The following is a 22,823-nucleotide window of genomic DNA, read 5'->3' as shown; positions in this document are numbered from 1 at the left end:
CACGTCGAGATCCGCAAACCCGCCCGGGACGGCGCGGATTCGCGGATCTCGAAAAGACCTGTCAGGCCACCGCCGCCTGGCCGTCCGCTCGGTTGCGGGCCATCCAGTCGATGCCGAAGGCTACCGCCGGTGCCAGGGGCACGAGCAGCGACCGGGCGGAACCGATGTACCCCTCGCCCGTCGCCAGGTGCTCCAGCATCGCGGCGCCGATCCGGTCGAAGTCGCGCAGGTCCAGGACCACGTCCTCGTACGTGAACCACATCGCACGCCCCAGCCCGTCCGGAATCACACACCGGTACTGCCGGGTGGCCAGCTTGGGCTGGAGGTACTCCGCCAGATGGAACGCGCTGAAGGTCACGAATGCCGTGCCCAGCATCAGCACCTTCGCGTCCGGCAGCGAGTAGAGCCGGGCCAGCGGCGACTGCTCACCGAAGTGCGACGCCGGATTGTGGTGACGCATGATGCCGTCCGCCAGCAGCCCGATCGCCGCGAACGACGCCTGCGGATGCGAGCTGCGGACCGCCCCCGGGGTCCGGCGGAGCACTTCCGGCAACGCCCCCATGGTCCGCGACGCGGCCGTCCACATCGGATCGAACGGCGGCATCGCGCGCTTGTACGCCTCCCGCTCCGACTCGCTGAGCCCGTCCGTCGCGCGCAGGAACGCCCACGACGTGTCGGAGTTCTCCTCGGTGTAGGCCGGCATCACCAGCGTGCCGCACGGGCCGACCGCTTCCAGCAGGGCCGCGAGCACCCCCTGCGCGCCGCCCTCCACCGGGCCGACGCCCCGCAGTGTGCTGTGCACCATCAGGACGTCGCCCGCGACGACCCCGATGTCCCGGAGCATCCCGACCAGTTCCCTGACCAGCCACGGCCGAGCCTCCGGGGGCTTGGGCGTCGCCACGTCGATCCGGGAGCCGAAGGCCGCCTCCACCAGCCGCGAGTCTCCGCCGCCGATTCCCGAACTCACGCCATTCCCTCCACGTTACGTGCCCCCACCAGATCCGCGGCCACACGGCCGCGTACGTGCTCGATGAACCGGATCAGATCCGGGCAGTACACGGACGGGCCGCCGAACCCCGTCCCCGCGCGGTGGCGGTGGGTGAAGTACCCGCCGCCGCAGACGTCGCGCACCTGACAGGCCCGGCACGTCGCGCCGAGGCCGGCGAGCCCCAACTGCCGTGCCGCCATCGACGGGTGGCGCAGCGCGTCGTCGAACGAGTGGGAGCCCACCGACATGCCGGTGACGGCCGCGCCGTCGTACACGGCCTTGAGCGTGTCCACCTGCTCGATCATGCCGTCGGTGTCGACGACCACCACGGTGGCCGGGCCCGGGCCGAGCTGCTCGGAGCTGCTGGGGCCGCCCAGCAGCAGCGCGAGGGTGTCCTCGAAGAGGCGCACACTCGTTTCCGCCTGCTCCACGTCGTACCAGCGGTCGAACGCGGCGGCCAGCCAGTCCCCGTACGGCGCGGTCGACGGGTCGGCGTCCCGCCCCGGCGGCGGCGTGTCCCAACTTCCGTGCGGAAGAAGGAAGTCCATGGCGGGCGGGGCGTGCGAGAGCAGCGCCTCGTAGACCTCCACCGGATCGTTGGCCAGGTCGATCGTGCACAACAGACCGCCGTACAAACCCGGCCGGGAGGGGTCCCGGAGCCGGTCGATGGCCTCCGCCACCGCGGCATGGCTGCCCCGGCCGTCGGCGTAGCGCCGATGCCGGTCGTTCGCGGCCTCGCCGCCGTCCAGACTCACACCGACGGAAATGCCGAGCGCGTGCAGCGCGTCCAGGCTCGCGTCGTCCAGCATCAGGCCGTTCGTCTGGATCGCCAGCGCTACACGTGTGTACTCCGGGACTTCCCGGCGCACCGTCTCGGCCAGCCGGCCGATCAGCCCCATGCCCGCCAGCATCGGCTCGCCGCCGTGCACGATCACCGTCACGCTGTCCAGATGGTGCTCACGCGCGTGTTCGCCGATCCGGTACGCGGTGCGCTCGGCGACCTCCGGCGACATCGCCTTGCTGGCCCCACGCCAGGACTGGTCGGCCATCTCGTACAGATAGCAGTAGTCACAGGACAGGTTGCAGCGGCTGTGCACCTTCACAACGAAGTGCCGCAGGGGAACCAGCCGCCACAATGCGCCGAAGGTCCGGTGCGACGGGAGGTTCGCCGGCCATTCGGCGCTCGCTCGTGCGCGCGCCGGAGTGGGCAACAGCTCCACCCCGTACTCCTTTCACCTCACATGCCGAGCCCGGCCGCGCGTCGGCGGCCGGGCCAGTGAACCGGGAACAGGGCAGCGGGACGGCGGACTTTGCGTGTCGCTGCCGCGTCTAGCAGACCCGCAGACCGGCAGTCGTCAGCTCTTGCCGACGTAGCTGTTGAAGCCCCCGGACACGAAGCTGTTGAACCCCTTGGGCACGTAGCTGTTGAAGCCCTTGGGGACGAAGCTGTTGAAGCCACCTGAGACGAAGCTGTTGAAGCCGCCCGCCGCGCCCGCTCCTTCGCCTGCCCGGCTCAGTGCCCGGCCGAGCGGCGAGTCGGCTGAGCAGGCGGCGGGACGAGCCCGGCCGACCGTCTCCATCTGGCCCAATACCGTTGTGGTGTAAGGCATGTGCGACTCCCTGTTCGGCTGTCCGTCGAGCTGTGGCGTTCGTACGGTAGTTGCAGGATTCGCAGGTTCGACCACGGATCGGCCCCGTCGCGTTCAACGGACACTCCCCCGCGCCCCGGGGACAGCCAACCGGCGCTCGGGGTGCACCGAGAAACCTTTGCCCGCCGGTAAGTTCACCCGGCTCGGGATCCCTCGGCGGCGCCGTCCGCGGGCTCGCCGGCGGGTTCGTACGCGAATCATCCCGATCTCGCCTCACCTGCAAAGGCACCGTGTGCGGACGGGAGCTTTCGGCAGTGGCTGCGCGACCCCTGGCGGTCACTCGAACTGCTGACGTCGGTCTGGGAGGCGCTCTTCGTGGTGGCCATCGCGGAGATCGACGGCCGACTCGAGATGCTGCCTTTCACCGGGTTGGCGGACGCGGTGATGACCGTCGTCACGCGCAAACCGATCGGAACCTGAGGGCGCCAGGGCGGTTGTAGGTTCCGAAAGGCGCGCGGCCGACCGCCGCCGCGACGCTTTCGGCGTCCTCAACACTCTCGACGCGGCAGGTGGACATGGCTACTGAATGGCAGTGGGACGAGACGTTGTTCGCGGGCACCGCCCAGTACTACCGGCGTGGGCGCCTGCCGTACGCCCCGGGCCTGGCGGACATGCTCGCCGACGTGCTGCGCCTCGACGGCCGGGGCCGCTTGCTCGACGTGGGCTGCGGGCCGGGGACGCTCGCTGTGGGCCTCGCGCATCTGTTCGGCGAGGTCGCCGGTGTCGACCCCGACCCCGGAATGATCGCCGAGGCACGGCGGTGGGCGGAGGAGGCCGGGGTCGCGGACAAGGCGTCGTGGACCCGGGCCCGTGCCGAGGAAGTGCCCGCGGGCCTCGGTACGTTCACGGCTGCCTCCTTCGGCCAGTCGTTCCACTGGATGCGGCGCGATGTGGTGGCGGCGACCGTACGGGACATGTTGCGGCCCGGCGGCGTACTCCTGCACATCTCGGACGTGAAGCCCAAGGACGCCGCGGAACGGCCGTCCGTCGAAGGCCTCCCCCATCCGGCGATTCCACACGCGGCGGTCACGGAGTTGGTCAGGGACTACCTCGGTCCGGTCCGCCGGGCGGGCAGAGGCGTGCTGCCGCACGGCACGCCGAACGACGAGGCGACGGTCTTCGCCCGAGCGGGCTTCCGCGGCCCGGAACACCACATCGCCCCGGGCGGTCAGCCCCTCGAACGCTCCAGCGACGACATCGTCGCCCGTGTGTTCTCGATGTCACTCTCCGCCCCTCACCAATTCGGCGACCGTCGAGCCGAGTTCGAGGCGGACCTGCGCAACCTCCTCCGCCGCGCCTCCCCCGACGAACTCTTCTCCGAGCGCCAACCCGCCACCGAGGTCCACATCTGGCGGAAGGCCTCGTGAGCTGCCGATCGACGAGGTGGCGCCGGACGCGCTACGCGCAGGACTGAACACGCTTCCCCGGACGGCGACTTCACTCTCATGATCCGGCGTGGCGCGAGCCGGCACCGGATCGGCGGACGCGAGCGCTCGGCGCAGCGGCCGGAGTTCACGTACCCGGACGAGCGCGCAGCGGCAGGGTGCGCTTCTTCCTGGCCGTGGCGGGTTCGGTGGGGGCTTGGTGACCGGCGATGGCGGGGCGGTGTCGGCGTTGTGCCGCCTCGCGGGGCTCAACTCCCGTTAGGGAAAGTCTCGTTCGGCTTCGCTTCGGCGTCGCGCAGCGGGAAGGCCATGACGGTTCCGCCGATGGGGATGGCGCCTGCGCTGTGCGGTGCCTTCCCCGCCTCGTGGAGGCGGAGCACGATGGCCGCCAGTTCTTCGCGGAGCATTTCCCAGTCCTCGGGACTCAGCCACACCTCGACGTCGGAGGTGACGCCCGGGCCGGTGGGGGCACGGCGGGCGGCCCGCGCCCGGAGGTTCTGGGCGAGGGTCTCGGCCAGGAGCGCCGTGCCGCCCTCGGCTGCGGTGTCCGTTCCGCTGTCGGAGAGCGGCGTGCCGCGTGCCGCCTGATAGCGGCGCTCGATGCCGCCGCGACGGCTGCGGGTCTCGGTGAGTTCGACGAGGCCCGCCGCGTCCAGGGTGCGCAGGTGGTGGCTGGCGAGGGCCTGGGACACGTCCAGTTCGCGGGCGAGTTCGGCGGCGGAGAGGGGTGTCGCCCACATCAGGGACATCATGCGCAGCCGCGTGGGGTGGGCGAGTGCGCGCAGAACCGGGTCCGTGGTGGTCACCCACGTCAGTAAATACCACGCGCGCGGCGGGAGACCGGGGGCCGCCCCGATGACCTCCAAGCATTGACTTGGCGGTCATCGGCGGGCAGGCTCGACGCAGTCGGCGAGCGTGATCGGAGGTGCCGTGTCCTGGGCCGTCAGCCGGGTGCTGCGCGACCGCGACGCCGGGCTCTATCTCACCGGCGTCGTCGTGTCCGGCTTCGGCACGTCGGCGATGGCCCTGGTGAGCGGCGTGTGGGTCAAGTCGCTGACCGATTCGAACAGCCTGGCCGCGCTCACCGGCGTGTGCCTGTGGGCCGCCACGCTGTTCGGCCCGCTCATCGGGGTCGCCGCGGACCGGGTCGGCCGCCGCACGCTGCTGGTCCGCACCAACCTCGCCATGGCGGTCGTACTGATCACCCTCCTGACTGTGCGGTCCGCCGACCAGGTGTGGGTGGTCTTCGCGGTCATGACCCTGTACGGCGTGAGCGGCGTGCTGCTCGACGCGGCGGAGGCGGGCCTCGTCGGCACGACCGTTCGGGCCGAGCTGCGCGGCGAGTTCAACGGTCTGCGGATGTCGGCGAACGAGGGCATGAAGCTGCTGGCGCCCCTGATCGGCGCGGGCCTCTTCGTACGGTTCGGCGGGCACGGTGTCGTACTCCTCGACGCCGCGACGTTCGTGGCCGCCGCGGGCGTGTTCGCGCTCGTCCGGCCCGGCGAGGAGGCGAAGCGGCCGGAGGCGCGCAGGCGGTGGCTGCACGAGACCCGGGAGGGCGTACGCGGCCTGCGGCAGCGCCCCGCACCGCGCCGCCTTGTCCTCGCGGGCGCCCTCACGATGGCCGCCGCCGGACTGAACGGCGCCGCCATCTACGCCGCCGCGGACGAAGGACTGCACCGGGGGCCCGCCTTCGTCGGCGTGCTGTACGCCGTCCAGGGCGTCGGCTCGGTCGTCGCCGGTCTCGTCGCCGGGGCGACGATGCGCAGGCTCCCGGAAGGAGTGTTCGCGGCGGCCGGAATCGTCGTGTTCGCGGTCGGCGTCGCGCTGCGCCTCGTCGCGTCGGTCGAAGTGGCGCTGGCGGGCAGCGCGCTGATCGGTCTCGGGCTGCCGTGCGTGCTGATCGCCGCGATGACGGCGGTCCAGCGCGAGACCCCGGAGGCACTGATCGGACGCGTCGCCGCGACCGCAACCACGCTGATGTTCGCCCCGAATGCACTCACCGCGGCGGCCGGCGCCGGACTGATCGCCACCGCCGACCACCGGTTCGTCGTCGCAGGTGCCGCAGTTCTGGGCCTGGCCGCAGCCGCGTACGCAGCCCGCGCACCTGCCGACGTCTTCCCGAAACCCGTCCAGTCCCCCGAACCTGCCGCGCGGTGAAGCCCCGGGCCTCGGGTGAGCGCGCCGTCAGGAGCGTCGTGCCCGGAACAGAACGTGCCGCGTGTCGCCTTCGGGGACAACTCCTCGCAGAGGACTGTCAGACCGGCCCGCGTGATCCACGAGCGGTTCGTGTCCGCATCCACCTCGCTCCGCCACGTCGCGGTTCCGCCCCCCAACACCACCGCGCCTACCCGATCTTCATACCGCGGCCGCACCGCCGAGAGATGATCTCGGCCGCGTTCGGCAATTGGTCACCTTTCGAAACGACGCGGCGTCCCTTGTGGATGGCGCGTCTATTGTGCGGATCCACCGCCGGCGGCGTGGGCGAGGCGGTCGCGGAGGCGGGTAAGGCGGTCGATCTCCGCGTCGAGTGCGGCGAGGCGGCGGGCGACGGCTGCGGACGCCGGTGAGGCGGCCGAGCCGTCGGGGGCCGCCGGGGCGGGGGAACAGCGCGGTTTTGCCGTCTCGGTGAACAGGTCCAGTCGCGAGGCGAAGCCGCGGACGTCCTCGATGGTGAGGCCGAGTCCCAGCAGTTCGCGGACCGCCCGTATGCGTATGACGTCGGTGAGGTCGTACACGCGCTGTCCCGAGGTGCTGCGGGCCGGCGGCGGGAGCAGGCCGCGCTCCTCGTAGAAGCGCAGCGCCCGGGGCGTCGTCCCGGCTGCCGCGGCGGCGTCCCCGATCCGCATCGTCTGCTCCCTCGCGTCCGACTCCGTCAGAGCGCCACCACGACCGTGCCGAAGTGGCGGCCCTCGATCAACTCCTGCAACGCCGAGGGGGCGCGATCGATGCCCGCGACGGTGGCGTACGGGAACCGGATCCGGTCCTCGCGCAACCACTGCCCGAACTGCCGCTCCCATTCGGCGGGTACGTCGGGATGGTCCGCACCGCGATAGCCGCGGACCGTGACGCCCTGCACGACCAGCCGGTAACTGTCCACCTCGGCCGGGGCGCTGCCGCCCGCCCGGTCCCCGGACAACTGCCCCGCCAGTGCGCCGACCAAAGCGATCCGGGCGCCGGAACGGACGTTGGCCACCGCAGCGGTCAACTGCTCGCCGCCGACGGTGTCCACGACGACGTCGAGGCCGTCCGGCGCGGCCTCGGCGAGCAATCGGGCGAACGGCCCGGACCCACGTACGACGACCGCGTCGAAGCCGAATTCCTCGCGTAGTCGCGCGGCCTTCGCCGCCGACCCTGTACTGCCCACCACGCGTCCGGCCCCGAGCAGCCGGGCAATCTGGCCGGCGAGAACGCCGGTTGCCCCGGCCGCGCCGCTGACGAACACCGTGTCGCCCTCCCGGACGGGCGCCAGCCGAGTGAGGGCGCCGTACGCCGCCGACCCCGTGGACAGGTGCGCGACCGGATCCGGCAGCGATTCCCCGGCCGGGGCGCAGCGTTCGGCAGGCAGCAGCGCGAACTCACGCCAGCCGTCCAGGTGTACGACCAGCTCGCCCGGCCGCAACGCCACCCCCGCACCGACGGAGACGACCTCGCCCACCGCCGGTCCGAACAGCGTGTCGCCTGCCCGAAGCGGAGGCAGCGGAACGCCGTCGGTCTCGTCACCCATGAGCGTCCGCAGCCCGGGAAAGACCAGGAAGTGACGGTTCTTGACCAGGACTTCTCCCGCCCCCGGGCCGCGGAGCGGGACGTCGGCGACAGCCAGGTCCTCGACCACGGGCAGGCCTTGCGGCTGCCTGACGAGTCGGACTTCACGGGACGAGCGGGGCTGGGACGAGGCCATCGGCGGACTCCTCGGAACGTATGCCATGCCGCGCCACACCGTGGTCCGGCAGCGGCGCTGCGAAGACGCTAAACCCTGACGCGCACGTCAAAGGCAACCCCACCGCTGAAGCGAGCGGCGACCGCTCTGCGACCGGTGAGGATCGTGCCGTGTCAACGAGCCAGGGCCAGCCGAGGATCCATCGCGGACGTGACCACGCCCTTGATGTGTCGAACAACGAACGCGACGATGCCTGAGTTGTCCATACCGGTGGAGGCGCGATGAGTCTGGGAACGGTCGCGGTGACGGGGGCGGCGGGCACCATTGGTTCGGTGGTTCGGGAAGTGCTGCGGGGCGAGGCGGGACGGTTGATCCTGCTCGACCGGCTCCCCCTTCAACCGGAGGCCGAGAACGAGGTCACGCATACGGTGGACCTTCGGGACGGTGCCGCGGTGGAGTCGGCCCTGGCGGGAGCCGACCGCGTACTCCACCTGGGTGGTGTGGCAGACGAGGCGCCCATGGCGGACCTGCTCGAAGCCAACGTGCTCGGCACACACCATGTCCTGGAGGCGGCACGGCGCACGGGGATCGAGCGGGTGGTGCTGGCCGGAAGCAACCGCGTGACCGGCTTCTACGCCACCGGACACCTCACCGGCCCGCAGGAACCGGTACGCCCCGACGGCCTGTACGGGGTGAGCAAGGCAGCCGTCGAGGCACTCGGGCGGCTCTATGCCGACAAGTTCGGGCTGTCCGTCGTCTGTCTGCGCATCGGCAGCTTCGAGGCCGTACCGACTGAACCGCGGCACCTGGCGACCTGGCTGAGCCCGCGAGACGCCGTCGGCTACTTCCGAGCGGCACTGGCCGCGCCGCCCGCCCTCCGCTTCGTCATCGCGTACGCCGTCTCCGCCAACAGTCGCCGCTTCTGGGAACTACCCGACCCGTCGGAACTGGCGTACGCCCCCGTCGACAACGCCGAGCGACACGCCGCGGACATCCCCGGGGCGGATCTACCGGTGGACCCGGCGGTACCCCAGGGCGGTGCCTACGCCCTGCCCGAATTCACACTCAAGCACCTTCGGCCCTGACGGCCGCAGCCATCGCGGCACCGCCTCCGTGTCGTCAAGCCGTCGATCTGAAGTCGGCCAAGGTGTGCTGTGTCGCCTCGTGTGCCTCCGTCAGGGCTCGCTGTCTGACGTCGCCGAACAACTGAATCGTGGTGGCGGCAAGGATGTCGTCTCTGCCGATTGTCCGCCCGTCCCCACTGCGCACGGAGTAGGCCAGCGCGAAGTCCTTGGGGAAGGGGGGTGCGGCCGGTTTACCCGGTGCCCCCAGGGTGACCGTGCCGAAGCGTTTGACCCCGCCCTCCCGGACGACCATGGCCGCGGCCCGGGCGAGGTCCGTCAGGAACACACTCGCCATTCCGTCCAGTTCGCGGACCATCGCGGGGACGGCCGTCGCGTCTCGGCTCCGCAGCAACTTCTTCACCCCGGCCTCGAACCTGTGGGCGCCGACCACAGCACTCGGTTTGCGCGACCTGCTGCGCTTGGGGGAAGGCACGATGACGCCCTCGGAGTCGTACACAACGCCGTTGAGGCCTCGAAACGTCGGGCTGTGGTCGTACCAGATGCCACCCACCTCGAGTTCGACGTTCCGGCTGATCGCCGCGACAAAGTCCTCGGGAACCAGCTTCTTCCGCGCTTCCTCCGCCGCTGCGCTCTTCGCGGCGTCGATGATCTCCCTCAGAACAGTCCGCGCCACCGATGCGGCGGCCCAGGCGGCCGACCGGGAGACGTGCATCGGCGTCACGTCCCTGAACACCGCTTTGACGAGCGAAGTTTTGAACGGCGGGACGTCCATGACGGAGGCGGTCTCGGGGCCTCGGTGCTCGGGGCGTACGGGCTGTGCGGGCAGTACGGGCTGTGCGGTCATCGGAAGAAGCGCTCTCGGTCGTCGGAGTTGTCAGAAGGCCACACTTCACCACGCCGATCCGACACGCGTCGGCGGACGTCCGGGTCCACGCCACCGGGGACGATCAACCGGATTGTGCTGTTCCCTGAACGCTCGACGGCGCCCCCGCCCACAGACTCTCGGTCTGGATCGGGGGCCAGCCGTCCTCCTGCGCGCGCTGTGCGCCTCTTGGACGCGTTCATCAGGGCGACTGGGGCGTACCACGGCGCCTTCCACCAGCGCTCGAGTGGTGCAAACGGCCAACTCCCTTTGCCTCTCAGGACTTTCTCAGCCTCCATGCAGGTCGTTCTCAGGTCCGTTCGCCAACGTCTGGTCCACTCCATTGGACGACGACGCGGGGATCGACATGGCGCACTCAGAACACCCTCACAACCTCAACCGGCGCGCGTTCGTACGTCGGGCCGGACTGGTCGGCGCCGCCGCGATACTGCCTGTCGCCGGGGCCACGCAGGCGTATGCGGCAGATTCGGCGGCCGACCCCGAAGTCCTTTTCAAAGCAGGTCGGTTCGCGGACGCGGACCGCGGTTACGCGCGCGTGTTGCGCGCTGCCCCCGCCAACGCCCGGGCTTTGGCGCAGCGCGGCTACATCGCCCTCCTGTCCAACCGGTTCGGCTACGCCGAGCGGTTCCTGACCGGAGCGCTCGCCGTGGCCCCCGGCGACGTCCCGTCCGCGCAGCGGCTGGCGGAGTGCTACGTGCGCCAGGATGCCCCTGCCCGCGCGATCCCGCTGTTGCGGAGCACCGGGAGGCAGCGGGACCTCGCGTACGCCGAGCTGTACTCACACGTCATCGGCACCCCCTGGCGCATCGGCGGCGCGGCGGCCGCGCGCGTACCCTTCCTGGGCATCGACCCCGTCCCGTCCGTCGAAGCCTCACTGAACGGGGGCCCGCCCAAGGGCTTCCTCCTCGACACCTACGCCACGCTCGACCTGTCGGCGGAGGCGGCCGAAGAGGCGGGCGTACGCGCAGTGGCGACGATCAGCGGCATAGTCGACGGCCAAACCGTCACGCTCTACCTGGGGATCCTCGACTCGTTCCGGATCGGCGGCATCGAGATCCGCAACATCCCCGTGCAGTGGAACGAGGTACGGCGCCCTCCCCTGCCCGACGGATCGGCCCCGGCGGGCGCCTTCGGGACGACGCTCTTCTACCACTTCCTGACCACGATGGACTACGCCGGCCGAGCGCTGGGCCTGCGCCGCAAGACACCGACCCAGCAGCGCGAGTTCACCGCGCAGGCGGCCCGGGCACAGCTCTGCGACCGGCTTCCGCTCTGGCTCGCAGGCGACCACTTCCCTTGCACCGTGGGCAGCCTGCTGGACCACGGCCCGCGCGTGGTCACAGTCGACACCGGCGGCATCGCGAGCGCCTTCGACACGACGGTGGAGATCGCCGAACGAGCCGGCATCGACGTGGACTACGCCCATCCCGTCGACCGCCCCGGGCCGCGGGTCTACCCCGCCACAGCCGACCGGATCAGCCTCGGCCGCGCCATCGGACGCAACGTCAGAGGCCATGCCGCCGAAGCGCCCTTCCCCGGCTTCCCCGGACCGGGTCAGTCCGGGATGTTCGGCTTCGACCTGATCGCCAACTTCACACACGAGTTCTTCAAGCCGTACGCCATCACCTTCGACTACGACAACATGCACCTGTTCATCACCGGCGCCACCCACCCCCGTTCGTAACGCGTGGCATATGGCGGCAGCGACAACCCAAGCCGGCGCTGCCGCCATGCCGCTGCCCGCAGAAGCCACGGTTCTGCGGCCGCGCCGCATCGCCGGTCAAAGAGCGGTCGTCAGCGCAACGAACCCGTCATCGGGCCCGCCGGGTCGGTGACGAAGCACGTCACGTTCCGGTCCCCGTCGAATCGCCACGCCGTCTCGGTCGGGTGGTAAAAGCGCATCGACAGCTTCGCCGTCTCCGGGGACACCTGGCCGAGGTACGCGGCGACGCGCTCCGGGCACCGCTCCCTGGCAAGCGCGCCCAGGCTCGCGCTGCCGGGGTAGTCGTCCTTGTCCGGCTGGATGAGCACCGCGACGACCTCGGCGTCGTGCGGCTGGTCACACGACACCTTCCCCCGCGGGAGGTCGGGGCCGCCCTCCGGGCCGGCGAGGAAGTCGAAACAGTCGCCCGCGTCGAAGCGCGGTACCGCCGGCGACGGCAGGCCGTTGGTCTGGTCATCGGACGACGATCCGGACACGGCGAGCACCGCGATCACAACGCCCGCTATCGCGGCCAGCGCGACGCCGACCACCACGGACGTGCGCCGCCACCACGGGCGAACGACAACGGGGGCGGACTCTGCCATGACCTGGGACTCCTGACGTACGGGAGCCCGAAACCTATCCGTTGCCGATATTCAGGCATCAACCACCCCACCTGTTGCGGGTCCGCTCCTCGTCCCAGGTCTGGTCCCGGCAGTCCAGCAATTCGCGGCGAAGAGGTCAGCAACCGAAACCCGCCGCGGATGCACCACACTGACGCAAATCCTGGACCCGCGGCACATCTCCCAGCCGTCGCTCACACGTCCCGGACCGGACGGCAGCGGCTTGTCATGACGGAGCCTTTGGTGAGGTTGGACCGCCATTGCATGGGATCAGCCACGTGGGTCACCCGAGCCAGGGCTCCCGTAGAGGCCATCGACCGGCACCGATCCCTTGCTGTGTTTCGTTGCAAGGCCACCGCGCGGGCGTGTCGAGTCAGTGCGCGGATGAAGTTGTAGGGGATGTCGTGGGGCACGAGCGCAGGCACAGTGCGCACAGGCCTGACGCACGCCCACACGCAGATCACTGCGGCGGTGATCGCCCCGCCCATCTGCAGGGCGTACCACCCGTCGTGGCGCGTGGCCAGACCGGTGCTCTCGTCGATCCCGAAACGGGACATGGGCGCGACGTAGTACGCGTACGCAGCGAACAGGACGACTTCGCTGCACAGGGCGACCACGGTCGCCGTCCGGATTGCCGCGGCTGGTCCTGGACATCGACTACATCTTCGACCTCTTGTTCCGGGCTTCGGGGTTCCGCCAGTACGTGCGGCAGCAACCCCGGTATTCGCAGCGGCTTGTGCTTACGGGGGACGAGCGTGGGGGGATGTCGTTCGCGGAGACCGCCTTCGGGTGAACTCGCCGGTGGCACGTGTGGGCTGAAGGGCTCGGTCAGGCGCGACGGTAGGCTACGCGGCCCATCCAGCGGCGGACTGCTTCGGTGAGGATGAACATGCCGGTGGTCGACACGGTCGCCGCGAGGAGTGCGCGGACGACGACCGGGAGGTCGGGGTAGTGGTTGCCCGCGTACATCGTGATCGCGGCGGTCGTCACCGCCACGGCGAGCAGCTGGGCGGGGAGGTCGGTGAGTTTGGGGCGTCCGGGCCAGTGGCGGGACTGCAGGGTGGCCTCGACGTCGACCAGGAGCACGACCGGCGGAAACACCCAGGCGAGCCGTGTGTCGGAGAAGCGTCCGGTGAAGTAGAAGGTGTCGCAGGCCGCGTAGGCGACCAGGGCCAGGTACGCGAGGGCGAGGATGGTGAACAGCCCGCGGGCCGGGCCGGGTTCGGGTCGGCGGGTGGGGACCGCGCGTAAGCCGTGTGCGGCGGTGGCTCGGTGGCGCGGGGCCGAACCGCCGTACGCGGGCGGCGTCGTGGTGCTGCCAGGGCGCCCCGATGCGGGGCGCGGTGGTTCAGAGCCGGCTGCTCCCGAGCGGCGAGTTCCGGCGGGGGGTGTCGTGCCGCGCGGGGGCGTTGCGGAGCGGGATGTCGCGGGTCGGGGCGTACCGGGTGCGGGTCTGCCGGACGCAGGTGTCCCGGACGCGGGTGTCCCGGAGGCGGGAGTGGCGGACCGGGTGGGGGCGGACGGCGCCGGGCCAGTACGTGCGCCCGACGGCGCGGGGGCGGAGACTGCGGAATCCGGCGCCTCGCCCGGCAGGCCGAGGCGTATGCCGCGCGGAGCGGTCTGATCCCGTCGGGGCTCGCGTGGCGCGGTGGGAAGCGGCGTGCCCGCGAGCGGAGTTCCGGAAGACGGCGGGCCGGTACGTATCGGGGTCACAGGGCCCCACGGCGGGGTCGGTGGCGGGGTCCGTCGGGGCTCGGATACACGCGGGAAGCCGGTGGCCGGCGTATCGGCGCGCGGGAAGCCGGTGCTCGGCGTCTCCGCCCGGGGGAACCCGGTGGCCGGGGTGTCCGCGCGGGGAAAGCCGGTCCGCGGGGTGTCGGCTCGGCGGAATCCGGCTCCTGGGGTGTCCGCGCGCGGGAAGCCGGTGGGCGGCGTGTCGGTGGTGGCCCGCCCCGGCCGGTCCCGCCGCGACGCGCGAGGCGGCCGGCGCTCCTCGGCGGTGCCGGGATCCGCACCCGTGGCAGGCCCCGAGTGAGTCCCCGGGACGGCCCCCGGGCCAGTACGCGGATCGATGCGAAATCCGGTAGACGGGCCGGTGCGCGGATCCGGACCCACACCCGTACCCGCACGCGGATCCGTCCGCGGGTCCGCGCCCGGCCGGATCGGGCCTCGCGGTCGCGGCACGAACACGCCTTGGAACGGCGACGGTTGCTCGGGCGGCGCGGCCATGTCGCCCTGCCCGTGCAGGCGCACGAGTGCCGCATCGAGGACGCCGGCGGCCCACGCCGCGGTCTGCACCGGGATCCGGCCGTAGTCGGAGAGTTCGACGATCGCGTCCCGGCACAGCACGAGCCAGTCGCGGCCGCGGGCCGACGTCGTCTCGGCGGGCACCCATTCAGCGATCGGCACCAGGAGTTCGGCGGCCGCGGCCACGGCGCGGGCCGCCGACGCCACCAACTCCGGTTGGGTGGCCGCGCCGTGCACCAGCAGGGCCAGGGCCCGGTAGCGCTGCGGGTCGGTCAGGTGCGGGCTGCTCAGCAGGGCGGCGAGGAACGTACCGTCGCCCGCCGCCTCGACCTCGGCGACCAGTGCCGACGCGAGGGCGTCGGGGCCGATCGCGCCCCAACGCGCGCCGTCTCCGGAGGGATAGGCGGCGGACAGTATGTCCTCGTACGCGGCGAGCACCGGCACTTGCGGCTCCGCGATGTCGCCCCGGCCCCGGTGGTGCACCTCGAACCCGGCCCGAACCGCCCCCAGCGCATCGTCGAACGTCGTTGCGCCCACGAGTTGTTGTACCGCCAGCAGGGTCCGCAGGAGACCCGCGTCGACGAGGCCGGACGGCATGCGGGTGCGGGCGATGCGCCGTACGTGTTCCTCCTCGCGGTGCAGGAGGACGTCCAACGGCCTTTGGTGGTAGGCGAGCTCGCGGTCGACCCGGGTGAGTACGTCGGCCAGTGCCGCCATGTGCAGGGTCCCGACGGACAGTCCGCGGGCGTCCCCCTCGGGGACGGTGTAGCGGCGCGGGCGCTCCGGGTCGGGCGTCGCCGCGCGGTCGGGGAGGTCGTCGTCGATACCGGCGTGCCGCAGCAGGCGTATTCGGTCCGCGAAGGCGCGGGCCGCGCGTTCGTACAGGGCCTCGGCGCCGACGTCGACGAAGGCGTCGGTGGTGGCGACCCGGAAGGTCTCCCCGCGGCCCATGACCGTGCTGCCGGTCCAGACGGCGCGCAGGCGCGGCCACCAGTCCTCGCGGCCGCGCACGATCAGCAGCACGCGGACCGGCTGGCCCGAGCGGCGCTCGCCGAGTACGTCGAACAGGGCGTGCACGTGGTCGAGCCGCGCCTCGGCGCCGTCCACGACCAGCAGGAGCGGCTGGCGTACGGTCGTGAACAGGGCGAATCCGGGCTCCTGTTGGCGGGGTACGCGGGCGACGAACCCGCCGGTCCACGCGGCCCGCCCGCGCACGTCGCGCGTGAGGTGGCCGAGCAGTTCGTGGGCCAGCCGGGTTTTCCCGGCGCCGTCCGGCCCGGTCATCGCGGCGACGTCGGTACGCCGCCCGTTGAAGCACCAGGCGCGCAGCGCCCGCACCGTCGCGGCGTCGCCGGACATCGGCACCACCTGCGCGGCCGGGTCCAGCAGATAGGACGCGGACAGATGCGGGTCGGGGTGGTCGGTCAGCATCGGCCCGAGGTCGGCGGGCCGCAGCCGGGGCCGCATGCCGGTCGCGGCGGCCACCGCGTCGGCGAACCCGGGGGCACCGAGCAGTCGGAACGCCGGGAGTACCAGCAGGGTTTCGCCGCGCCAGTAGTCGGCGGCGTTGGTGGCCACCCCGACCACCGCGTCGTCGCAGTAGACGGCCGCGCCGGACATGCCCTGCCACAGGTCGAAGGAGACGTCGTCGGGCTCGGCGAGTTCGAAGGCGTACATCCCGGAACGCGCCCGGCCGCGCGGCGCGATGGCGCCGTGCAGGGTCTGCGCCTGGGTGGCGGACCGGGGGCCGCCGGGGACCTTGCGGTAGAGCGACTGGGGGAAGCCGATCGTCGTGCAGACCGGGCGGGCTCCCGGGTGGTCGCCGGTGAGCGCGCCCCAGCGCACGATGCCGAGGTCGGCGCCGAGCAGGGTGCGGTCGGCCTGCAGCAGTGCGACGTCGAGCGAGGTGTCGATCCACAGGACCGATGCCTCGTGCTCCGCGCCGCCCTCGAGGGCGCGGACGACGACGGGGCCGCTGTCGCGGTTCGGGCACGCCACGTGCCCGGCGGCCAGGACGAGTCCCGGTCCGATCAGGCATCCGGATCCGCGTACTCCGGCGCGCGGGTTGACGACCTCGACGGTGCGCTGCGGCGGCGTGTCCCCCATCCCCGCGCGGTTGAGCACACAACCCCCCGATCGTCGCCCGAAAAGCGGAGACCAGTCTGCCGGAAACTCTCTACAAACAGTCTTGTTTCCAGGGACAACCTTCCCCGTCGGCTTGATCATGACGCCCGCCGTGATCAAGCCGACGGAACATGCGGGCGGAGCCGGTACGTTGGGCCGTCGTTCGGGGAGCAGAGAAGGGGTGTGCATGCGCAGGCGCTCGGTCGCCCCTTTGGCCACCGGCCTGCCGCAGTGCGTTCAGGCGGCGGGCACGCTGTTGCGCTGCCTGCCCGCCGACGTGCGGGCCGGTGTCCTGGAGCGGCTCGAACCGGGGCACCGGATGTCGGTGCTGGCGTACGGCGGGCTCCCCGCACACGAGGTCGTGGCCCTCGCGCTGCGCGCGGGCGGCAACAGGCGGCACGCGGACCTGCTGCGCCAAGTGCTGGCGTCCGACCACCGCTTGCGCGAGGACAACCTGCAACAGTTGGCCGCCCAGGACGACTTCCTCACGCACGCCGTCCTGCTCGCCCATCCCCACCTGCCCGCGTCGCTCGTGGCCCCGCTCATCCGGCGGACCGCCCACGATCCGGTCGGGCTCACGCACACGATCGACACCCACTCCCCCGGCCGGCTCCGCGTTCTGCTCGGCGCGGACGACCCGGCCGTCGCACTCCAGGCGCTGGTCTCGGTACGCCTTCCCGCGCCGCTGCACGACAGCGCCTTTCTCGGGGCGGCGCTGCGGCTGTGGGAAGAGTTCGGCGCCGCGGGCCTGCGGGACGTGCTGGACCGGTACCTGGGGATCCCTCGGTCGGCGCGCCTGCACCCGAAGGGGATCCGGCAGTTGCGGCCGTTCCTCGACGCACCGCACGGCCGTGCGCAGCTCGCGCGCCTGCACGAGGTGGCCGTACGCGACGGCGAGTCGGCCCGGCGGCTCCGGCTGTCGAGCAACCGGTACCCGGCGCACGACGTACTCGCCGGAACGGTGCCGATCGACTGGGGCGCGCTGATGCGGGCCGACCTCGCGGAACCCTTCCGGGGCAAGGCCCGCTCGGCGTTGCTCGCGCACCCGGACTGCCCACGGGAGTTCGTGCCGCGCCTGCTCCGGGGCGTGTCACCCGACCGGGTCCTCGCCGAGGCGCTGGACGCGGGCACGACGACCGCCGAGGAGGTCGTCCGTACCGCAGCCCCGGCGTGGTGGCTGCTGGACTTCATCGACGAGACGTCGGAAGCAGTTGCGCCCGAGCAGGGCAGACCATCGGCGGCGGGCACCGATCCCCAGTTGTTCTCCTCGCTTCCGTTCGTGTACGCGCTGCTGGACCTCGACCCCGCCGGGACCGTCGGCGGGGACCCCGACGCGTGGCTGCGCCTCCTCCGCGCCGGCCCGCGGTTCGGCGGGACGGTCCCGGAACTGCTCGCGTACGCCGCCCGCCCCGGCCCGGTGCCGCCGCCGCGGCCCCGGTTCCGGCGCAACCCCCGGCACGGGGCGGCCTCGCTCGTGATGACGTTGGCCCCCGCCGAGGTCGCGGCGCAGGTGGCCGCGCGGCTCGAGCCGGACGAACGGGCCGACCGGCGCCTCGCGCCGCGCACCGGCCTGCGCGGCAGCCCGCTCACCGGGTGGCGTGAACCACTCACCCGCGAGAGCTGCCTGCGCCTGTTGCGCGGCAATCCGCTCGAACTCACCGAGGCGGCCCGGCCGGGTTCGCGGTGGGTCTGGGCCGCGATCGGGATGCGACTCATCGGCGCGGACGATCTGCTGCGGTACGCCCGGCCCGCCGCCGCGGCTCTCGAAGTCGCGCTGCGCTGCAAAGCGTTCGCCCCCGCCCTTCACGACGACGCCGAGGACCGGCTGCGGGCGATGGCCGCCGGGGACCCGGGCCGGGACTCCGTGGACGCATGGCTGGCGGCGGTCACGCTGCTCGCCGACGATTTCTCCGGCACGGTGGTCGAACTCACGGCCACCGCCCGTGCCGCGGCCGTGCGGAATTGAGTAGTTGTCCCCATGTCCGGCTCGGCCGGACCGGGCAGGCTGAAGGGGAACCGGATCGTCCGGTGGACCGCGGTGTGCCGGACGGCGACCGGGCAACTTGGGGAGGACGGCAATCGTGCGTTTCGTCCGGCAGTGGCTACTGCGGATCGTCAGCTTCGCACTCACCGCGCTGTACCGCGGATATCGGGCGCATCCCGCCGTGTGGCGGTGGACCGCGACGCACTACCACCCCCGCATGGAGCGATTCGCCCGGCGGCACGCGTGGATGACGTGCCAGTTCGCGGCCCTGGACGTGCCGGCGTACCGGGACTATCTGCGGCGGCAGGGCTGGCGGTTCCGGTGGTTCAAGCTGGAGTCGTACCCGGAGACGGCGAAGGACACGTACGTCCGCGCGTACCCGGAGGAACTGCGGTGCTGGCAGGGCGAACTGGAGATCGCCGGGACTGTCGTGGACGAGTCCTCGGGGTCGTCGGGGACGCCGTACAACTGGCTGCGCTCGCGACGTGAGCTGAACTCGGTGCACAAGAACGTCGCCGGGTACACGTCGATGGTGTTCCCCCGCAAGCGGTTGTTCGTCATCAACGCCTACTCGATGGGCGCGTGGGCGACCGGGACCAACACGGGTATTGCGATGGCGCGCATCGCGATGGTCAAGAACACCGGGCCGGACCTCGACAAGATCGTGGACACGATCCGGCACTTCGGGCCGCGCTTCAACTACCTGGTGACCGCGTACCCGCCGTTCCTCAAGCACCTGCGCGACCGGCTCGACGCGGAGGGCTTCGACTGGCGGCGCCATCGGCTGTTCGGGTTCGTCGGCGGCGAGGGGATGACCGAGGCGCTGCGCGACTATCTGGAGGAGCGCTTCGTGAAGGTGCGCTCGGGGTACGGTGCGTCGGACCTGACGATCGGCATGGCGGGCGAGAGCGACCTGACGGTGTGGCTGCGGCGTCGCCTGCTGACCGACGACCGGCTGCGCGACGCGCTGCTCGGCCCCGACGAGGGCCGGGTGCCGATGGTGTTCCAGTACAACCCGCTGGAGACGTACCTGGAGATCAACGACCGGGACGAGATCGTGTGCACCATCAACTCCACGGCGGTGCTGGCCCCGAAGCTGCGCTACAACATCGGCGACGAGGGCCGCCTGCTGGGCTACCCGGCGCTGGAGGCGGTGGTGCGCGAGGACCCGGACGCCTGGGCGGAGTGCGAATCGGCGTTCCGGAGCGAGGGCATGCGCCTGCCCCTGCTCCTGCTATACGGGCGCAAGGACAGCACGATTTCCTACATGGGCGCCAACATCTACCCGCAGGACGTCGAGTACGGCCTCTACCAGGACAACCCCATGGCCGGGCACCTGGAGGGCTTCTGCCTGACCATCGACGAGTACGCCGACCTCGAGTCGCGCCCCGTGGTCAACCTCCAACTGCGCGACGGCGCGGAGCTGGACGACGCGGAGCGCGAGAAGCTGTCGGCCGTGTGCCGCGACGGCGTGGTCGGCCATCTGGCCCGGGTGAGCCGGGACTTCGCCCAGTCGCTGGCCGAGGACCCTTCGACTGCGGATGTCCAGGTGCGCGTCCACGCCTTCGGCGAGGGCCCGTTCGCGCGGGGCACCAGCAAGATCAAGAACGTGTACCTGGTCACCGAGGGGAAGAACGCGGCATGAGGACGACCGACTTCTCCAAGGCACCGCCGCAGGCCCGCTCTGGCGCGATGTTCATCGGCGCCACCAAGTACTCCGGCCCGCTCTCGCTGATCCGGCTCGGCCGCACCTGGTCCAAGCTCGTACGCGACATGAAGCGCATGGACGGATACCGCTGGCACAAGGTCTGGTGGGAGTTCCCGTTCACGCTGGGCACCATCGCGTTCTTCGAGGACACCGACGCGCTCATGAAGTTCGCCCGCACACGGCACCACCGCGACCTGATGTGCTGGGTCACCGACAACGGCACGAAGTACGCGAGCGGCGGATGGATCCGGATCTTCACCGCGGAGCCGGGCGGCTACAGCAACGGCGTCTGGCGGGCCGAGGACGGCACGATGGCACACATCGAGGACTTCACCGCGCTGTCCTCCGAGCAGGCCGGCCCCTCGGTGCACCGCGCGGGACGGAGCGGCGGCGCATGACCGCGCGCACCACCCGGACCGGCGGCCTGACCGTGGAACGCGTCGCCACCCGAAAGGCGTTCGCCGAGTTCTGCGACCTCCCGCTGCGCCTCCACCCGCGCGACCGGTACATCCCGCCGATCCGCCAGGTCCTCGCCGACCTGTGGCGCGGGCGCGGCCCGCATGCCCGGTACGGCCCCGTCGAGTTTCACCTCGTGCGCGACGCGCAAGGCCGCGCGGTCGGGCGCACGTGCCTGCACACGAACCCCAAGTTCGACGAAAAGCTCGGCGCTCGGCACCAGTTGTTCGGACTCACGGAGTTCGCCGAGGACCCGGAGGTGGCCGCCACTCTCGTGCACCTCGCCGAGGAGCGGGCCCAAGCCGAGGGCCACGACGCGCTGTTCGGCCCGGTGGCCCTGCTACCGAACCAGACGGGCGGCGTCATCACGTCGGGGTTCGAGGCCCGCGGCTTCGTGGACTCCGCCTGGAATCCCGCGTATTACCCGAAGGCGTACGAAAGCCTCGGTTTCACACGAAAGTTCGAGGCCGCGACCTGGATCTGCGACGACCTCGGGAAGCGCGGCGTCGACGTGGACGAGGTCTTCCGCTTCGACGACGCACGGCTCAGGGGCGAGCAGTTGACGATCCGGCACGGATCGCGACGCCATCTCGGCGATCAACTGCCCATGCTGCGCGAGATGCTCAACGCGAGTTTCGCGCAGCTCGGCTACTACACGCCCATCGACGCGGACGAGTTGCACGCGCAGACGGACGGCCTCGCCTACCTGCTCGACGAGTCGCTGCTCATGTGGCTCGAACGGGCGGGCATGCCGGTCGCGTTCGTGCTCGTGGTGCCCGACATCTCGGGGTACCTGGCGAAGGTGGGCGGCGACCTGGGTATCGTCAACCAGGTCCGTCTGCTGGCCACCCGCAAGCGCTACCGGCGCGAGGCGGTGCTCATCATCAAGGGGACCGTGCCCGAGGCCCAGGGCCGGGGCTATCTGAAGCTGCTGGCACGCGAGTTGTACCGCAATCTGCGGGTCGGGGGGTACACGGCGCTGCGCAGTACCTGGGTAGAGGACGACAACGCGGCTTCCGCGGCGCAGTATGTCCGTATGGGCGGACGCGTTCTGCACGGCCACACGTTCTACGGGCGGGAGGTACGCGCATGACGGCGTCGCCGGCGGGGCCGGAATGGGCCGCTGCCATGCGCGCGCTCGCGGCGCAGTGCGGGCGGGCGCCCTCCGCACACAACACGCAGCCGTGGCAACTGCGGTATGAGGACTCGGGCGTGGGCGTGTACTGGGATCCCATGCGGGCGCTGCCGGTGTCGGACCCGACCGGGCGCGATCTGTTCCTCGGGCTCGGGGCGTACCTGGAGACGTGTCTTGTGGTGGCCGCGGGGGCGGGGTTGGGTGCGGACGTCGTGGTGGACGTGGACCGGGCCGCGCGGCGGGTGGCGTGGCTGGTCCCGGCGGCGGAGCCGTACGCCACCCGCTTCACCGCAAACGACGTCGCCTCGCGCCGCAGCGCACGCGGACCGTACGCCGCCGGCCCGCTGCCCGACGACGTGCTCGACGAGGCCGCCGCCCTGGTCGAGGACGCGGGCGGGATCCGGCACCTGCCGGCCCGGGCGCTGGCCCCGCTGCTGGCGCGCGCGGACCGGTGGATGTTCGCGGCTCCCGAGGTGACCGCGGAGCTGCGCGAGTGGCTGCGGCTGCGGCCGAGCCACCCGCGGTACGCCCAGGACGGGCTGACCGACCGGGCACTCGGCCTGTCCCGCGCCGAGGCGGCGGGCCTGGAGATGATGCTGCGCCCGCGCGTGTACGGCACGTTCCGCCGAGCCGGGCTTCCCGCGGCCCTGGCCGCGTCGTCCCGCGGACTGCTGCGCGGCGAGGGCACCGCCCTCGTCCTGGTCGGCCCCGCGGCGGCGGGCCCCGCGGAGCTGGTGGCACTCGGGCGGGCGCTGATGCGCAGCTGGCTGGCCCTCGCGGTGCGCGGACTGGCCACACACCCGCTCAGTCAGATCCTCGACTGCCCCGCCACGGCTGCAGAGTTGGCCGCCATGCTGGACCTCGCCGCGCACGAGCGCGCGGTGGCGGTCTTCCGCACCGGGCGCCCGCTGATCGAGCCCCCGCGCTCCGCCCGCCGCGGCGGGTAGACCGGGCGGAAGCGGCAGCCGGTGACA

General features: G+C 71.8%; 18 protein-coding genes. 9 read left to right on the top strand and 9 right to left on the bottom strand.

Translation table 11 applies throughout. The features are described from left to right. Nucleotides 1-61: 61 nt before the first annotated feature. The 3 genes from AB0C36_RS16750 to AB0C36_RS16740 all read right to left on the bottom strand — a co-directional run bounded on the left by AB0C36_RS16750 (nucleotide 62) and on the right by AB0C36_RS16740 (nucleotide 2,598). Nucleotides 62-967: an AAC(3) family N-acetyltransferase gene (locus AB0C36_RS16750; RefSeq protein ID WP_358354558.1), complete on the bottom strand. Its 906-nt coding sequence runs from the start codon at nucleotides 965-967 to the stop codon at nucleotides 62-64. Next, on the bottom strand, nucleotides 964-2,208 hold the full coding sequence (locus AB0C36_RS16745) for an FxsB family cyclophane-forming radical SAM/SPASM peptide maturase (RefSeq protein ID WP_358354555.1): 1,245 nt from the start codon (nucleotides 2,206-2,208) through the stop codon (nucleotides 964-966). Before AB0C36_RS16745 ends, AB0C36_RS16750 begins: the two co-directional genes overlap by 4 nt. Before the next feature lie 135 nt (nucleotides 2,209-2,343). Next, entirely contained in the window at nucleotides 2,344-2,598 is a 255-nt protein-coding gene (locus AB0C36_RS16740) for a hypothetical protein (protein ID WP_358354552.1), read from the bottom strand. A 554-nt stretch (nucleotides 2,599-3,152) separates the two neighbouring features. Here AB0C36_RS16740 and AB0C36_RS16735 point away from each other — a divergent pair. Further along, complete coding sequence (locus AB0C36_RS16735; protein ID WP_358354549.1) at nucleotides 3,153-4,004, top strand: class I SAM-dependent methyltransferase; 852 nt, start codon at nucleotides 3,153-3,155, stop codon at nucleotides 4,002-4,004. A 266-nt stretch (nucleotides 4,005-4,270) separates the two neighbouring features. Here AB0C36_RS16735 and AB0C36_RS16730 read toward each other — a convergent pair whose 3' ends face one another. Beyond that, nucleotides 4,271-4,828, bottom strand: a complete 558-nt coding sequence (locus AB0C36_RS16730) for an ArsR/SmtB family transcription factor (protein WP_358354546.1) — start codon at nucleotides 4,826-4,828, stop codon at nucleotides 4,271-4,273. Between the two features lie 124 nt (nucleotides 4,829-4,952). Here AB0C36_RS16730 and AB0C36_RS16725 point away from each other — a divergent pair, with 124 nt between their 5' ends. Continuing rightward, a complete protein-coding gene (locus AB0C36_RS16725; RefSeq protein WP_358354543.1) occupies nucleotides 4,953-6,182 on the top strand; it encodes an MFS transporter in 1,230 nt (409 codons plus the stop codon). A gap of 293 nt (nucleotides 6,183-6,475) precedes the next feature. Here AB0C36_RS16725 and AB0C36_RS16720 read toward each other — a convergent pair whose 3' ends face one another. Both AB0C36_RS16720 and AB0C36_RS16715 read right to left on the bottom strand, forming a co-directional pair. Then, a complete protein-coding gene (locus AB0C36_RS16720) occupies nucleotides 6,476-6,871 on the bottom strand; it encodes a MerR family transcriptional regulator (protein ID WP_358354541.1) in 396 nt (131 codons plus the stop codon). A 26-nt stretch (nucleotides 6,872-6,897) separates the two neighbouring features. Further along, entirely contained in the window at nucleotides 6,898-7,923 is a 1,026-nt protein-coding gene (locus AB0C36_RS16715; RefSeq protein ID WP_358354539.1) for an MDR family NADP-dependent oxidoreductase, read from the bottom strand. A gap of 260 nt (nucleotides 7,924-8,183) precedes the next feature. Here AB0C36_RS16715 and AB0C36_RS16710 point away from each other — a divergent pair, with 260 nt between their 5' ends. After that, entirely contained in the window at nucleotides 8,184-8,987 is an 804-nt protein-coding gene (locus tag AB0C36_RS16710; RefSeq protein ID WP_358354536.1) for an NAD-dependent epimerase/dehydratase family protein, read from the top strand. 34 nt (nucleotides 8,988-9,021) lie between these two features. Here the strand turns inward: AB0C36_RS16710 and AB0C36_RS16705 are convergent, their stop codons facing one another. Continuing rightward, the gene (locus tag AB0C36_RS16705; protein WP_358354533.1) at nucleotides 9,022-9,759 is read right to left on the bottom strand and encodes a hypothetical protein; all 738 of its coding nucleotides are present in this window, start codon (nucleotides 9,757-9,759) and stop codon (nucleotides 9,022-9,024) included. 457 nt (nucleotides 9,760-10,216) lie between these two features. Here AB0C36_RS16705 and AB0C36_RS16700 point away from each other — a divergent pair, with 457 nt between their 5' ends. Next, nucleotides 10,217-11,554 (top strand): aspartyl protease family protein, encoded by a 1,338-nt coding sequence (locus AB0C36_RS16700; protein ID WP_358354531.1) that lies wholly within the window; start codon nucleotides 10,217-10,219, stop codon nucleotides 11,552-11,554. A gap of 110 nt (nucleotides 11,555-11,664) precedes the next feature. On the opposite strand, the gene AB0C36_RS16695 is transcribed toward AB0C36_RS16700, so the two are convergent. Together AB0C36_RS16695 and AB0C36_RS16690 are read right to left on the bottom strand one after the other, a co-directional pair. Beyond that, complete coding sequence (locus AB0C36_RS16695) at nucleotides 11,665-12,177, bottom strand: septum formation family protein (RefSeq protein WP_358354528.1); 513 nt, start codon at nucleotides 12,175-12,177, stop codon at nucleotides 11,665-11,667. A gap of 846 nt (nucleotides 12,178-13,023) precedes the next feature. Then, nucleotides 13,024-16,548 carry a trypsin-like peptidase domain-containing protein gene (locus AB0C36_RS16690; protein ID WP_358354526.1) on the bottom strand — a complete coding sequence of 1,175 codons (3,525 nt, stop codon included), beginning with the start codon at nucleotides 16,546-16,548 and terminating at the stop codon, nucleotides 13,024-13,026. A gap of 205 nt (nucleotides 16,549-16,753) precedes the next feature. Here AB0C36_RS16690 and AB0C36_RS16685 point away from each other — a divergent pair, with 205 nt between their 5' ends. The 5 genes from AB0C36_RS16685 to AB0C36_RS16665 all read left to right on the top strand — a co-directional run bounded on the left by AB0C36_RS16685 (nucleotide 16,754) and on the right by AB0C36_RS16665 (nucleotide 22,796). Beyond that, nucleotides 16,754-18,532, top strand: a complete 1,779-nt coding sequence (locus AB0C36_RS16685) for a hypothetical protein (protein ID WP_358354524.1) — start codon at nucleotides 16,754-16,756, stop codon at nucleotides 18,530-18,532. 115 nt (nucleotides 18,533-18,647) lie between these two features. Beyond that, nucleotides 18,648-20,195, top strand: a complete 1,548-nt coding sequence (locus tag AB0C36_RS16680) for a phenylacetate--CoA ligase family protein (RefSeq protein WP_358354522.1) — start codon at nucleotides 18,648-18,650, stop codon at nucleotides 20,193-20,195. Next, nucleotides 20,192-20,656 (top strand): DUF4188 domain-containing protein, encoded by a 465-nt coding sequence (locus tag AB0C36_RS16675; RefSeq protein ID WP_358354519.1) that lies wholly within the window; start codon nucleotides 20,192-20,194, stop codon nucleotides 20,654-20,656. Before AB0C36_RS16680 ends, AB0C36_RS16675 begins: the two co-directional genes overlap by 4 nt. Continuing rightward, nucleotides 20,653-21,807, top strand: a complete 1,155-nt coding sequence (locus AB0C36_RS16670) for a hypothetical protein (RefSeq protein ID WP_358354516.1) — start codon at nucleotides 20,653-20,655, stop codon at nucleotides 21,805-21,807. Before AB0C36_RS16675 ends, AB0C36_RS16670 begins: the two co-directional genes overlap by 4 nt. Then, entirely contained in the window at nucleotides 21,804-22,796 is a 993-nt protein-coding gene (locus AB0C36_RS16665) for a nitroreductase family protein (protein WP_358354513.1), read from the top strand. Before AB0C36_RS16670 ends, AB0C36_RS16665 begins: the two co-directional genes overlap by 4 nt. Nucleotides 22,797-22,823 lie beyond the last annotated feature (27 nt).

It is taken from the genome of Streptodolium elevatio (assembly GCF_040649515.1).
GTDB classification, from domain to species: domain Bacteria; phylum Actinomycetota; class Actinomycetes; order Streptomycetales; family Streptomycetaceae; genus Yinghuangia; species Yinghuangia elevatio.
The sequence above is the reverse complement of the archived record's forward strand: the minus strand, read 5'-3'. Positions and strand labels throughout refer to the sequence as shown.

Coding starts and splice junctions, on each gene's coding strand:
- AB0C36_RS16740 (WP_358354552.1), bottom strand. CDS start 2,598: ATGCCTTACACCACAACGGTATTGGGCCAGATGGAGACGGTCGGCCGG.
- AB0C36_RS16735 (WP_358354549.1), top strand. CDS start 3,153: ATGGCTACTGAATGGCAGTGGGACGAGACGTTGTTCGCGGGCACCGCC.
- AB0C36_RS16720 (WP_358354541.1), bottom strand. CDS start 6,871: ATGCGGATCGGGGACGCCGCCGCGGCAGCCGGGACGACGCCCCGGGCG.
- AB0C36_RS16715 (WP_358354539.1), bottom strand. CDS start 7,923: ATGGCCTCGTCCCAGCCCCGCTCGTCCCGTGAAGTCCGACTCGTCAGG.
- AB0C36_RS16710 (WP_358354536.1), top strand. CDS start 8,184: ATGAGTCTGGGAACGGTCGCGGTGACGGGGGCGGCGGGCACCATTGGT.
- AB0C36_RS16705 (WP_358354533.1), bottom strand. CDS start 9,759: ATGGACGTCCCGCCGTTCAAAACTTCGCTCGTCAAAGCGGTGTTCAGG.
- AB0C36_RS16700 (WP_358354531.1), top strand. CDS start 10,217: ATGGCGCACTCAGAACACCCTCACAACCTCAACCGGCGCGCGTTCGTA.
- AB0C36_RS16695 (WP_358354528.1), bottom strand. CDS start 12,177: ATGGCAGAGTCCGCCCCCGTTGTCGTTCGCCCGTGGTGGCGGCGCACG.
- AB0C36_RS16690 (WP_358354526.1), bottom strand. CDS start 16,548: ATGGGGGACACGCCGCCGCAGCGCACCGTCGAGGTCGTCAACCCGCGC.
- AB0C36_RS16685 (WP_358354524.1), top strand. CDS start 16,754: ATGCGCAGGCGCTCGGTCGCCCCTTTGGCCACCGGCCTGCCGCAGTGC.
- AB0C36_RS16675 (WP_358354519.1), top strand. CDS start 20,192: ATGAGGACGACCGACTTCTCCAAGGCACCGCCGCAGGCCCGCTCTGGC.
- AB0C36_RS16670 (WP_358354516.1), top strand. CDS start 20,653: ATGACCGCGCGCACCACCCGGACCGGCGGCCTGACCGTGGAACGCGTC.
- AB0C36_RS16665 (WP_358354513.1), top strand. CDS start 21,804: ATGACGGCGTCGCCGGCGGGGCCGGAATGGGCCGCTGCCATGCGCGCG.